The organism is Dyadobacter sp. CY356 (genome assembly GCF_021440195.1).
Taxonomy (GTDB): Bacteria; Bacteroidota; Bacteroidia; order Cytophagales; family Spirosomataceae; genus Dyadobacter.
Map to the genome: position 1 here is coordinate 243,969 of NZ_JAJTSZ010000009.1, position 13,231 is coordinate 257,199.

The 13,231-nt window shown below is 40.1% G+C and carries 11 protein-coding genes; 5 read left to right on the forward strand and 6 right to left on the reverse strand.

The genetic code is table 11. The annotated features are described in order from the left end of the window. The first annotated feature begins 447 nt into the window (after positions 1–447). The 4 genes from modA to LXL81_RS24930 all read left to right on the forward strand — a co-directional run bounded on the left by modA (position 448) and on the right by LXL81_RS24930 (position 3,545). Positions 448–1,200 carry a molybdate ABC transporter substrate-binding protein gene (gene modA, locus LXL81_RS24915; RefSeq protein ID WP_234650007.1) on the forward strand — a complete coding sequence of 251 codons (753 nt, stop codon included), beginning with the start codon at positions 448–450 and terminating at the stop codon, positions 1,198–1,200. 64 nt (positions 1,201–1,264) lie between these two features. Continuing rightward, on the forward strand, positions 1,265–1,939 hold the full coding sequence (gene modB / locus LXL81_RS24920; RefSeq protein ID WP_234650009.1) for a molybdate ABC transporter permease subunit: 675 nt from the start codon (positions 1,265–1,267) through the stop codon (positions 1,937–1,939). Beyond that, positions 1,920–2,810, forward strand: a complete 891-nt coding sequence (locus tag LXL81_RS24925; RefSeq protein WP_234650011.1) for an ABC transporter ATP-binding protein — start codon at positions 1,920–1,922, stop codon at positions 2,808–2,810. Before modB ends, LXL81_RS24925 begins: the two co-directional genes overlap by 20 nt. A gap of 57 nt (positions 2,811–2,867) precedes the next feature. After that, positions 2,868–3,545: an SGNH/GDSL hydrolase family protein gene (locus LXL81_RS24930; protein WP_234650014.1), complete on the forward strand. Its 678-nt coding sequence runs from the start codon at positions 2,868–2,870 to the stop codon at positions 3,543–3,545. Between the two features lie 91 nt (positions 3,546–3,636). Here LXL81_RS24930 and LXL81_RS24935 read toward each other — a convergent pair whose 3' ends face one another. The 6 genes from LXL81_RS24935 to thrA form a co-directional block, all read right to left on the reverse strand. Beyond that, complete coding sequence (locus LXL81_RS24935; protein WP_234650017.1) at positions 3,637–4,536, reverse strand: sugar phosphate nucleotidyltransferase; 900 nt, start codon at positions 4,534–4,536, stop codon at positions 3,637–3,639. 276 nt (positions 4,537–4,812) lie between these two features. Next, positions 4,813–5,139 carry an iron-sulfur cluster assembly accessory protein gene (locus LXL81_RS24940; RefSeq protein WP_234650019.1) on the reverse strand — a complete coding sequence of 109 codons (327 nt, stop codon included), beginning with the start codon at positions 5,137–5,139 and terminating at the stop codon, positions 4,813–4,815. Between the two features lie 140 nt (positions 5,140–5,279). Further along, positions 5,280–6,218 carry a homoserine kinase gene (locus LXL81_RS24945; RefSeq protein ID WP_234650021.1) on the reverse strand — a complete coding sequence of 313 codons (939 nt, stop codon included), beginning with the start codon at positions 6,216–6,218 and terminating at the stop codon, positions 5,280–5,282. Beyond that, positions 6,215–6,607, reverse strand: coding sequence for a HEPN domain-containing protein (locus LXL81_RS24950; protein WP_234650022.1), 393 nt, complete (start codon positions 6,605–6,607; stop codon positions 6,215–6,217). The genes LXL81_RS24945 and LXL81_RS24950 overlap by 4 nt, the downstream gene beginning before the upstream one ends. Beyond that, positions 6,604–6,942, reverse strand: a complete 339-nt coding sequence (locus LXL81_RS24955) for a nucleotidyltransferase domain-containing protein (RefSeq protein WP_234650025.1) — start codon at positions 6,940–6,942, stop codon at positions 6,604–6,606. The genes LXL81_RS24950 and LXL81_RS24955 overlap by 4 nt, the downstream gene beginning before the upstream one ends. 44 nt (positions 6,943–6,986) lie before the next feature. Next, a complete protein-coding gene (thrA, locus tag LXL81_RS24960) occupies positions 6,987–9,443 on the reverse strand; it encodes a bifunctional aspartate kinase/homoserine dehydrogenase I (protein ID WP_234650027.1) in 2,457 nt (818 codons plus the stop codon). Positions 9,444–10,112: 669 nt separating this feature from the next. Between thrA and LXL81_RS24965 the strand changes: the two genes are divergently transcribed. Further along, complete coding sequence (locus LXL81_RS24965) at positions 10,113–13,229, forward strand: SusC/RagA family TonB-linked outer membrane protein (RefSeq protein WP_234650030.1); 3,117 nt, start codon at positions 10,113–10,115, stop codon at positions 13,227–13,229. The last annotated feature ends 2 nt before the right edge of the window (positions 13,230–13,231 follow it).

Sequence of the window (13,231 nt, forward strand, 5' to 3'; positions counted from 1 at the left end):
ATTTCCGGCTAAGCCGGTCAAAATGGGTCGCAATTTACGATATTTAACCGCAAAGGTTTAAACATCAAAAACAAAGTTTCACAATCACAGCCCTGAAAGGGCGTAATAATTCAGGATGGGGCATCGCCCTATCGAATGGGGGCATCGTCCCATCGAATCGGGCATCGCCCCATCGAATCGGGCATCGTCCTATCGAATCGGGCATCGTCCTATCGAATCGGGCATCGCCCTATCAAATCGGGGGATCGGGCGTCAAATCTGCACATCGCCCTATCAAATCGCGAATCGCCCCATCTATGCGACCATGTGAATAAATTTACCGTTTATCAATTTCCGACGCCATAGCCATAGGGCGATGCCCTATGCTAAGATATAACGCCCTTTCAGGGCTAAATTGGTTCCAAACATTTTTTGAATCAATCCGCCGTAATACATTAATTTAGCAAAATGAATATAAACCGTATTTTCTTTCCGATTCTGGTTCTTTTGAGTGGTTGTTCCAAACCATCAGATAAAATTATTGTGGCCACGGCAGCCAACGTGCAGTATGTAATGAAAGAACTAAAAACGGAATTTGAAAAAGAGACGGGTAAGAAAGTAGAAATAGTTGTAAGCTCATCCGGAAAATTAACTGCCCAAATACGTGAAGGAGCACCATTTGATGTTTTTGTCTCTGCTGACACAAAGTACCCCGAAGAGATTTTTAAAAAAGGCGGATCTGATGAAAAACCGAAAATTTACGCATACGGTACACTGGCACTATGGTCGCTTTCGATTCCTGAAAATGAATTAGACTTAAAGATTCTGTCTACTGAAAAAGTAAAGAAGATTGCAGTTCCAAATCCCAAAATGGCTCCATATGGCGAGGCAGCAGAGCAGGCATTGAAAAAGGAAAACTTATTAGAACCATTAAAAAGCAAAATCGTTTACGGGGAAAGCATCGCTCAAGCCGCACAATATATTACAACAGGATCGGTCGAAGCAGGTTTTACAGCATTATCAGTGATATTTGCTCCGGAAATGAAAGGAAAAGGTCATTACAAGATTCTCGATTCAACATCTTATAAACCAATAGCCCAGGCAGCACTATTACTTCGTCACAGCGGAAATTCTCCAAAAAAAGAAACAAGTCAGAAGTTTTACGATTTCTTATTTTCTGATAAAGCCAAAGCCATTTTCAAAAAATACGGTTATAAATAAATTAGCCAAACTGATACAAGGCCACCATTCGCTCACTCTATCATTCACTCATTCAAAATTAAAAATGGATTGGCAACCACTTTGGCTAACCTGCAAGCTCGCAACGTTTACCACTTTCATCCTTTTTATCTTGGCACTTCCGTTAGCTTACTGGCTTGCTTACACGAAATTTCAGGGAAAAGGTGTGATAGAAGCAATCATTGGAATGCCGTTAGTATTGCCGCCATCCGTTCTTGGTTTTTATTTACTGCTTGCTTTTAGTCCTTCGCACTGGTTTGGCGCCTCAATCGAAAATGTTTTGGGGCTAAGACTGGTTTTTTCTTTTCCCGGTCTTATCATTGGTTCCGTAATATACAGTTTACCATTTATGGTTTATCCATTACGCGCAGGATTGCAGTCGCTTCCCGTTTCATTACGGGAAGCATCGTTCACATTGGGAAAAGGACGGTGGGAAACGTTTTACAAAATTTTATTGCCAAATTGCAAATCCGCTATATTAACATCACTTGTTCTTACTTTCGCGCATACCATTGGTGAATTTGGAGTAGTTTTGATGATAGGAGGAAATATTCCCGGTGTTACAAAAGTGGCATCCGTGGCCATTTATAATGAAGTGGAGGCTTTGAATTACGGTGCGGCAAATCAATATGCGCTTGTACTTTTTACCATAACTTTTGTTATTTTACTGCTTGTATATTCCTTAAACAACCGATTCCTGCGTGTCCGACAACCTTCTTGATATTTCCATCCGGCATACTTTGCAGACAGCGCACGGAATTCTTCCGATGGAAATTTCACTTCGGGCTGACAAGGGAAGTATTGTTGCCATAACAGGGCCCTCGGGTGCAGGAAAAACTACCTTGCTCCGACAAATCGCAGGTCTGGTCATACCTGATTTCGGATATATTAAATTCGGACCGGACGTTTGGCAGGATACTGATCATAAAATTTTCCTGTCGCCTCAGCTTCGTCCCATTGGTTTTGTATTTCAGGATTATGCACTTTTCCCTCATTTGACTGTTAAGGAGAACTTACATTTTGCATTAAAAAAAGGAGACAATACTGATATAGTAGATGAACTTTTAGCTTCTGTTGAACTCACAAGACTTGCTGACAGAAAGCCGCATCAGCTTTCCGGTGGCCAGCAGCAGCGTGTAGCCCTGGCAAGAGCGTTGGTTCGCCAGCCGGATTTACTGTTACTTGACGAACCGCTTTCTTCGCTAGACCATACCATGCGCCTTCGATTGCAGGAATATTTATTGAAACTGCAAAGACAACGAGGTTTTACGATGCTTATCGTTTCGCACGATCTTGGCGAAATATTTCGGATGGCTCATCAGGTATTGGTCTTAGAAAACGGAAAAATCCTGAAACAAGGATCGCCATCGGAGGTTTATGTTCCGGAAAATACTAATAATGAAGAACTTACAATTTATGGCGAGGTACTGACCTGTACTCAACATAATGATCATTTAATTGTAAGCGCACTGATACAGCAATCTGTCAGAAAATTACGATTACCTCTTTACTGGCTTTCAAAAATGTCGCCCGGACAATCTTTTGTTCTATACTCATCTATGGAAAACCCACACATTGAGCTGATAAATTAATTAGGGTAATTTTATTGCGTCCTTGCCTTTTCTTTCAAAAACTAATCATTTTATCTCATGCGCATTCTTTTACGATTTTTACAAATTGCTCTGGTCGCTTTCCCTCTTTTAGCGATGAAGCAGGATAAACCATTACGCGTTATATTTTTTGGTGATTCAATTACTCAGGCAGGAGTTGGCCCCAAAGGTTACATCACGATGATGTCCGATATGCTGAAAACCAACAACCAAAGCAGTCAATATGAATTGATGGGTGCAGGAATTGGTGGCAATAAAATATATGATCTTTATCTTAGGATTGAGGATGATGTTTTATCAAAAAAACCGGATGTTGTTTTTGTTTATATTGGAATCAACGACGTTTGGCATAAAAGTTCATCAGGCACAGGAACCGACCCTGACAAATATGTGAAGTTTTACGAAGCTATTATCAAAAAACTGAAAGCGCAGAATATCCGTATTGTCCTTTGTACGCCTACTGTGATCGGTGAGAAAAATGATAATTCAAATATGCAGGATGGCGATCTGAATCAGTATTCAAAAATTATCCGTGATATCGCATCCAGAAATAGTCTTCAGCTATGTGATCTCCGCAAATATTTTCAGGATTACCTAGCTCAGAATAACCCGGAAAATAAAGAAAAAGACATTCTTACAAGCGACCGTGTCCATTTAAATGAAACCGGAAACAAGTTTCTGGCTGATAAAATGATGGAGGCTTTGTTGAAGAAATAAAAACTTATAAAATAATTAAAATTTAAAATGCAAAAGGGTCAGTTGATCCTTTTGCATTTTGAAAATCATTATAACTAATGTATAAAAGCTCCTATTCCCAAAGCTTCCCAGGATATTCACCATTGTCATGCAAAGCCGATAAAGAAGCTTGAACTGTGGGTTTGTCTTCTGGATAAGTAACACCAAACCAGTCGGACGAACTGCGGAAAACGCGGCAATCACCCAGACCATTTTTAATAATATAAGACATTACCGTAGGAATGTAGAACTCTGCTTTTGGTGTATGTAAATTTACACGGGCATATTCTTCAAACAATTCTTTGGTGATCGGAAACATAGAAGGTTTAAATCCCCAGAAATTCATAGAAACAGGCGTCTCAGGTTCCAGTTCCGTTTTTACATCTTCTTCTTCAAAATAAATTTTACCTCCTTCTTCAAATATCTTGGTACGTTCTACTACGGACGACAAGTTATGATCTTCTCTTTCGATACAAATCCCCCGGGAAACTGTCCCGTTTTCAGAAAGTGTTCTTTTCAATTCATAACCGATCATGGCATGCTGACTATCGTTGGTATCAGTCTGCAAAAATTCAGACATCGTTTCAAAAGCACCACGACCGTAAAAATCATCCGCATTGATTACAGCAAATGGCGTGTCTGTTTTATCCCAGGCGCACAGCGTTGCGTGCCCGGTTCCCCAGGGTTTCACGCGTTCAACCGTCCCAAGATCTTCCGGCACATAAGACTGCACACCCTGTATAGCAAAATCATAATCGATTTTCCCTTTTAATTTTGGAGCAAATAATGCTTCTGCCTCGTCTTTTATTTCTTTCCGTACGATGAATACTACTTTGCCAAAACCGCTTCGAATGGCATCATATAAGGAATAATCAATAATGGTTTCACCATTGGGACCAAACTGGTCAAGTTGTTTTATTCCTCCATACCGGCTTCCTATGCCGGCAGCCAAAATTAAAAGCGTTGGTTTCATTTAATTAGTTGAAAAGTTGAAATTTAAAAACGGCTGACTGCTGCCATTTTCTTTTGATAAAATATAACAGGAACAGAAATGCGGGCATTTATCAGTAATACCGTCAACCTGACACAATTATTACAGAAGACACATGAGCACCATCTTTCCCATACACAAAAAAACAATAATTTAAGGAAAATATACTACTTCCATCGTTTTTAGGTTTAAGATAAAATGAAAAAAGCGCCGTGATAGCTCACAACGCCTTTACTATTATCCACAAAATCTAAAAATTTAAACGGCAAAACTTTCGCCACACCCACAAGTGCGTGTAGCATTCGGATTAACAAACTGAAATCCTTTTCCATTCAGACCATCTGAAAAATCCAGAACAGTACCGGCAAGATACAATATGCTTTTTTTATCAACAATAATCTTAACACCTTTATCTTCAAAGACCATATCCGTAGGATTTGTATCAGAATTGAATTCAAGATTATAGGTCAAACCTGAACATCCTCCGCCCAAAACACCCACACGAATCTGATAATCTTCATCGTGTCCGTCTGCCTTACGCAATTCTATGATCTTATTTTTTGCAGTATCGCTTACAGTAACCATAATCTATAATTTTAATGCTCTGGACTATGTAACGTTTAAAATTACGCAGAAAGTTCGTTTTATGTCAATTTTGAGTAGCATAAAAAACAGAAAATTGAAACGGCAATTATAATGCTCAGATTATAATACATTTCCCCTTATCAGTACTTTTCCAAAATCACCGGACCTCCCTTATTAATCATAGAAACATGAGAACTTGACTCGATGCCCGCATTTGCAAAAGTCGCTTTCATCACCTCTGCTACTTTCTTTGCATTTTCAATACCCCGGCTTAATGCAAACATGGATGGTCCTGATCCTGAGATACTGCATCCTAATGCGCCATTGTCCAAAGCCGCCTGTTTTACAAGGTTAAAATCAGGAATTAAAATAGACCGGACTGGTTCAATAATTACATCCACCATCGAACGACCAATCAGATCATAATCTTCCATCATTAAACCAGCCACTAATCCGGCCACATTCCCCATCTGGGAAATCGTATTTTTTAAAGACACTTCATCTCTTAAAATATACCGCGCATCTTTGGTGTTGATTTCAATATCCGGATGTACCAACGTGCAGAAAAGATCGCCCGGTACAGGAATGGAAAAAACATCCAGCGGCGCATAACTTCGAATGATGACAAAACCGCCCAGAAGCGCCGGACCAACATTATCAGCATGTGCTGAACCGGAAGCGATCCGTTCACCCTCCATAGCGAAAGGCAAAAGTTCGGTTCTTGAAAGCGGACAATCCAATAATTCGTTCATCGCCACAACACCTGCAACCGCACTTGCCGCGCTTGAACCCATACCGCTGCCGAGTGGCATATTTTTATGTAAAATGACTTCGCAACCAAAATCTTTAATACCAAGATGTTTCAGTAGATGAAGCATAACGCCTGTCACAGCATTTTTTTCAGCTTTCCGTGGCAATCTTCCGTCATCACCAAAAATATCTTTAATAACAACACCTGGCTCCTCACGACGGCGTATTTCTACAACATCACCCGGCTCTTCAATCGCAAAACCGAAAATATCAAATCCACAGGAAACATTGGCAACAGTGGCGGGTGCAAAGACTTTTATATAATTCACTTTAAAAAATTGTTTTCCTTTAGATATTGGGTAGTGGCGACCAGAAATTTTTGTGCGTCATCAACAGACTCCTTAGCATCTTCATACAGGACCTCATCGTACTCATAGTTGCCAAATTGGCGTTTTTCAAAAGTACGTTTTAACGCAAGACCAAGATCCTTTGAAAATCGTTGTGTTAGAATAAATTCTTTATGAAAAGCGTTATGCGCTCCTGAATGGGATTTTGCAACAAATTTCACAGTTGAAAGTAAGGCTTGAATACAATGAAACATTGAATAATAGGATCTGTTTAATGCAGCTTCATACCTTTCTTTGGCTAAAAATTCTTTTGAATCATCATAGCAATCCACGGCTTTTGAGATAATATCATCGACTGGGTTAATTTTCATAACATAATTCCATCCTCATGGACATTCTGATATAATGGCGACCAGTTTTGTTTGAACTTAGTCTGAGTTACCGGAATTGCCGAAACCGATATTGAGTAACTCAGAGATAGTTCAAAAGTTATAGGAGATAAATTACTAATCTCTTTAAACGTTTTAATGTCTTCATCATTCAACACGACCAAATAGTCTACATCAGAATCCTCATGTTGCTCACCTCTGGCATATGAACCATATAAAATCACCTTATTAAGACGATCTCCATATAATTCACTAACCTGACTAACAAATTCTTCGGTTAACCTGGCAACCGATTCAGGAACCTTTCTATTGCTCATAATTTATAATGGCTTTTGAAAAATCTCCAACAATTTAAAACCTTCTATCCCAAATAGCTACTAATGCTCATAATATCTGCAAACACGCCTGACGCAGTAACTTCCGCTCCCGCGCCTGGTCCTTTAATTACCAGAGGACGGTCTTTATAACGCTCCGTTGTGAAGGAAACAATATTATCACTTCCTGACAAAGTATAAAAAGGATGCTGCTGATTTACAGTTCTTAATTCAACAACCGCTTTTCCATTTTCAAGTGTTGCGATATATCTCAGTTTTTCTCCATTGGCTTCGGCATCTGACTGCAGTTTGGCAAAATAGTCGTCGGAGATAACCAATTCATTTAAAAACGCGTCGACATTTGGTGCAGCAAGGCAATTTTCAGGTAATAACTGAGCTACTTTCACGTCAGCCGACTCCAAAGGAACACCCACTTCACGTGCAAGAATCAAAATTTTTCGGGCTACATCCGCTCCGCTTAAATCATCGCGTGGGTCGGGTTCGGTAAATCCTTTTGCTTTTGCTTCTTTTACAACATCCACGAATTTTATTCCCGGACCAAATGAATTGAAAATATAAGATAAAGTCCCGGAAAGAATTGCTTCAATTTTCAGGAATTTATCTCCGCTGGCCATCAATCCCTGAATCGTATTAATAATCGGCAAACCTGCACCAACATTGGTTTCGTATAAAAACTTCACGCCTCTTTTCAAAGCAGTACGTTGCAGGGAAATATATTCTGCATAAGATCCGGAGTTTGCCACTTTATTTGGTGTCACAACCGAGATACTTGCATCCAGCAGCATATTGTAATACTGGACAATATCCTTATCAGACGTACAATCCACAAAAACGCTGTTTGGAAGATTGAGCTCGATCATGCGCTGAACGAATGCCGGCAAGCTGGTCTTTACACCTTCGCCATCAATTCTTTCTTTCCAATGTGCGGACCCAATTCCGTCCGGATCCAAAAGCATTTTTTTGGTATTGGAAAGTCCTGCGATATTCAGGTTCAAAAACTTTTCTTCCCGTAAATATTGATTCTGTTTTCTGATTTGTTCCAGAAGCGTACTTCCGATCAGTCCCACACCCACAATAAACAAGTTTAGTGAACGCGTTTCAGAATGGAAGAAAACGCCGTGAATAGCATTCAGAGCCTTTGATAAATCACTTTTTGAAATAACAACCGAGATATTAAGCTCCGAAGAACCCTGCGCGGTAGCGACAACGTTGATACCGTTTTTACCTAAAACAGAAAAAAGCTTTCCTGAAACACCGGTACTTTTTTTCATTCCTTCACCGACAATGGCGATGATCGAAAGATTTTTTTCTATCGTAATACTATCAATATATCCGTAGCTGATTTCAGATGCAAATTCTTTTTCCAAAACCTCACTCGCCTTTTGCGCGTCACGCGGGTCGATTGAAAAACAGATGGAATGCTCGGAAGATGCCTGAGAAATCAGGATTACGCTAATATTATTCTGTGATAAGGCAGTGAAAAGCCGGCCAGAAATCCCGGCTACGCCGATCATCCCGCTGCCCTGAATATTGACCAGCGCGATTTCATCAATCGAGGAAATTCCGGTTATCGGGAAATCTTTTTTATTTGCGTTCTTCTGTACATAAGTACCTTCAAAATCAACATTGAAAGTATTCAGTACTTTTAGTGTTATATTTTTGGCAAAAGCCGGCTGCAAACTTGGCGGATAAATTACTTTCGCGCCAAAGTGAGAAAGCTCCATAGCCTCGGCATAGGAAATCGAAGGAATTGTAAAAGCGTTATGTACTTTCCTAGGGTCCGCCGTCATCATTCCGTCCACATCGGTCCATATTTCTATGGAATCTGCATCAAGCGCGGCGGCCAGAATGGATGCTGTGTAATCGGACCCGCCCCGGCCCAGTGTCGTCGTAATTCCTTCTGCGGTAGACGCTATGAAACCGGTTACACATTGCAGAGCGGCTGCTTTTGCAAAATATTCCAGCACGAGCTGATTGGTAACAGCAAAATTCACATCGCCCATTCCATAAGTTTCGTTCGTACGGATGATCTGGCGAGCGTCACAAAATTCAGCTGCAATGCCTTTGCTTTTTAGTATTTCTGTAATTACAAGCGTGGAAAGTCGCTCACCAAAACTCATGATCAGATCCATGGTACGCGTAGAAAGCTCACGGATCCAGGAAACACCTTTCAGAATATCTCCCAATTCATTAAAAAGTCCGCGAACGGCAGCGAATGTACTGCTCTGACTTTTTACATTGATCAGTCCGCGAACGATAACGAAGTGGCGTTCTTCAACCATCTTCAGGAACTCAATATAATCTCCGTTACCGGCAGCGGCCATCTTTCCAATTTCGATCAGGCGGTTTGTGACACCACCCATGGCTGAAAAAACAACAGCGATTTTCTCACCGTTTGCCAGATTATTTTCAAGAATACCGATTACCTGTTTGATACTATCGACCGAACCGACCGACGTGCCGCCAAATTTGAGAACCTTCATTTAAAGCTATTACGAATTAACAAAATTTTGAATGAGCTGTGTGGACCACCCATTTACATCAGGTTGCAAATATAGTAATTCAAACGCCTTATAGGTTGATTTTAAGAATGAAAAGCAAGCTTGAATCCTACACTTATGACTTTTCCCTTTGTAGATGATTACATTTTTTGAAATGTGGAAAATTTGTCGAATCTGAATTTACAATCAGATACCTGATGTGCATATAATTTTTTACTAATCTGATCTCACAATTTTACGGTAGTAACCAAAAACATATAAACATGGTATAGTACAATTAAAATTATTTTGGCCAAAATCTTATACTATTTAAAGAAATACTAAAATTATATATTAGAAATATGTTATAAATGGTATTAATATTCTCTTTTTTCTATTTTTAAAGTGTTTTAATTTTTAAATTTTTTACTTTTATAAAATATTCTTCTGAATTAAAATAATTTAATACAAAACTTAAAAAACTGAATTTTGTAAATTTATGATCATTAATTCCTTAATTAACCTCTTGTTTATTGACTTAACTGACGTTTTTTCTAAAATACCTTAATTTTATTTTAATACCGTTTTTAATCTTTCACTCCTTTTTTATTTAAATATTACTATTGGTAACTTAACTATTTTATGATGAGAAAACTTTTTACAACTGGTTTCATGTCACTTCTACTCGTACTAAGCCTGGCTGGGTACGGACAAGAGTTAGCCATTAAAGGCAAGGTGACATCCAAAGGAGACGGTGGCGCATTGCCCGGCGCGAGTATTCTTGTAAAAGGAACAAATCGGGGGAGCACAACCAATGCGGATGGAGAATTTACGATCAGCGCCTCTTCCAATGCAACGCTAGTAGTTTCTTTCATTGGTTTCAAATCATTAGAACTTCCGGTGGGCTCTCAGACAACGCTTAACATTAGTCTGGACGAAGACGCAACACAATTTAATGAAGTGGTTGTAACTGCGCTTGGTATCGCACGTGAGAAAAAAGCCCTTGGTTATGCCGTGCAGGAAGTTAGTGGAAAGAATTTAACCCAGGCACGTGAAACCAACCTGATCAATTCCCTTTCAGGAAGATTGGCTGGTGTGCAGGTAACAAATTCCAACGGAGCACCTGGCGCATCTTCCCGTATGATCATCCGTGGAGCAAGTTCTATCGGGAGCAATAACCAGCCGCTTTTTGTAGTGGATGGGGTACCAATCGACAATAGCAATTTCGGATCAGGAACTGGTGTGGATTATGGTAATGCTGCGGCTTCCATCAACCCGGATGATGTTGAGTCGATCAGTGTTTTGAAAGGACCAAGTGCTGCGGCCCTTTATGGATCCCGTGGTGCAAATGGTGTGGTTTTGATCACAAGTAAAAGTGGAAAAGGCTCAAAAGGCATCGGTGTTTCTTTCAATACCAACACCTCTTTTGAATCCGTATTTCGTCAGCCGAAATGGCAAAATGAATATGGACAAGGCGCAAAAGGCCTTTTCTCTTATAAAGACGGACAAGGTGGCGGCGTAAACGACGGCGTAGATGAAAGCTGGGGACCAAAACTTGACGGTAGATTATTACCTCAATTTGATTCGCCTGTCGGAGCTGACGGCGTCAGAACCGCAACGCCATGGGTAGCTCATCCGGATAATGTTGACCAGTTTTATCAAACAGGGAAAACGTATACAAACAATGTTGGAATTACTGGCGGTAACGAAAAAGCAGATTTCCGTTTGTCTTTTACCAATCTGAAACAAAATGGTATTTTACCAAACACAGATTACAAACGTCAGACTGTTTCTTTAAACGCTGGCTGGAATCTTACACCTAAACTGAATGTAAGAGCAACGGTTAATTATGTAAAAGACGGCAGCGATAACCGTAATAATTTTGGCTTATATTTCATCTGGTTCGGTCGCCAGGCTGATATGAACTCCCTGAAAAACTACACAAAACCAGGGAGCATTTACCAAAACAACTGGAATGATAACTACTGGACAAACCCTTACTATTTGTTAAACAACAGCACACGCGAAAACCAGCGTGACCGTATGTATGGCAATATCGTTGCAACCTACAAATTGACTGACTGGCTAACCTTAACTGGTCGTTCAGGAACTGACTTTTATGAAGATCGTCGTAAAACCAGATCGGCAGCCCGTCAGGCTAAGCTGGGAACTACGTCATTGTATGATGCTTATAACGAAGAGCAAATTTTTGTTCGCGAATCCAACTCCGACTTTTTATTAAACGCTACGCATAAATTCGGCCAGTTTGATGTTACTGCCAACATTGGAGGTAACCATCGTTCAAACTACGCGCAAAGAAACTATATGGGCGCTACTGAACTGGCCATTCCGAGAGTTTGGAATATGGGTAATTCACGCCAGCGCCCCGTGGTTGAAAACTCGTATATCGAAAAAACAGTCAACAGTTTATATGCTTCGGCTAACTTAGGTTTCCGCAACTATTTATTTGTTGATTTGACTGCCCGTAACGACTGGTCAAGCACTCTGCCAAGCAATAACAGATCGTATTTCTATCCTTCTGCGGCTGTGAGTGCAATTATTTCTGACATGTTTGACATTAAATCATCGATTTTATCTTTTGCCAAAATCAGAGCTGGTGTTGCGCAGGTTGGTAATGATACCGATCCTTACCGTTTAGCAAGTACATATAAATACGAAAACCCATGGGGAAGCACGCCAAGTTTATCTGAAAACAACGCTTTACTAAACGCTGAATTGAAGCCTGAAATTACTTCTTCTTATGAAGTTGGAGCTGATATCAGACTTTGGCAGAACCGCGTTGGTTTGGATCTTACTTACTACAAAAAAGTATCCTCTGATCAGATTCTTGACGTAAACGTTTCCAATGCAACAGGTTATTTATCAAAACTTTTGAACGCCGGTAAAATTGAAAATAAAGGTATCGAGCTTCAATTAACGGTTACGCCTGTAAAAGTTGGTGCGTTCCAATGGGATATCGGTTTAAACTGGGCACGTAATAAAAACAAAGTGGTTTCTCTGGCTAATGGTTTGACAACCTATCAGTTGAACACAAGTTACAATACGCTTACGCAGGCAACTTCTACAAGCAGTTTCCGTGGATTATCTGTTGAAGCCCGTGTTGGCCAGCCTTATGGAACATTCTTTGGAAAAGGATTTATGCGCGCTCCTGACGGACAGGTTGTTTATGATGCACAAGGCTATCCGATGATTGACCCGGTTAGCCGCGTATTAGGAAACTTTACTCCTGACTGGATTGGCGGTTTTTCAAACACATTCAAATACAAAAATTTCACACTTAGTACTTTGATCGATGTGAAACACGGCGGAGATATTTTCTCTCAATCCATCAACATCGGTCGTTACACGGGCGTTTTGGCCGAAACGACATTGGGTCGTGAAAATGGTGTAGTTGGACAAGGTGTTGTTAACACGGGAACTTCTGAAAATCCTGTCTATGTACCAAATACAAAGAACCTTTCTTCGGAAGAATATCACCACAAATATTACCTGCTGACAAACAACGAAAACACCATTTTCGATGCGAGTTATGTAAAACTTCGTGAAGTGAAATTCACTTACATGATTTCTGGTAAAGTGATGAAAAAACTTCCTTTCCGTGACATTGCAGTATCAATTGTTGGTAGAAACCTTGCTCTTTTACACAGCAATCTTCCACATATCGATCCTGAAACAAGCTATTACAACGATGGTAATTTACAAGGTATAGAAAATGGTCAGATCCCGACAACAAGATCTGTTGGCTTCAACATCAGTTTCAATCTATAAGT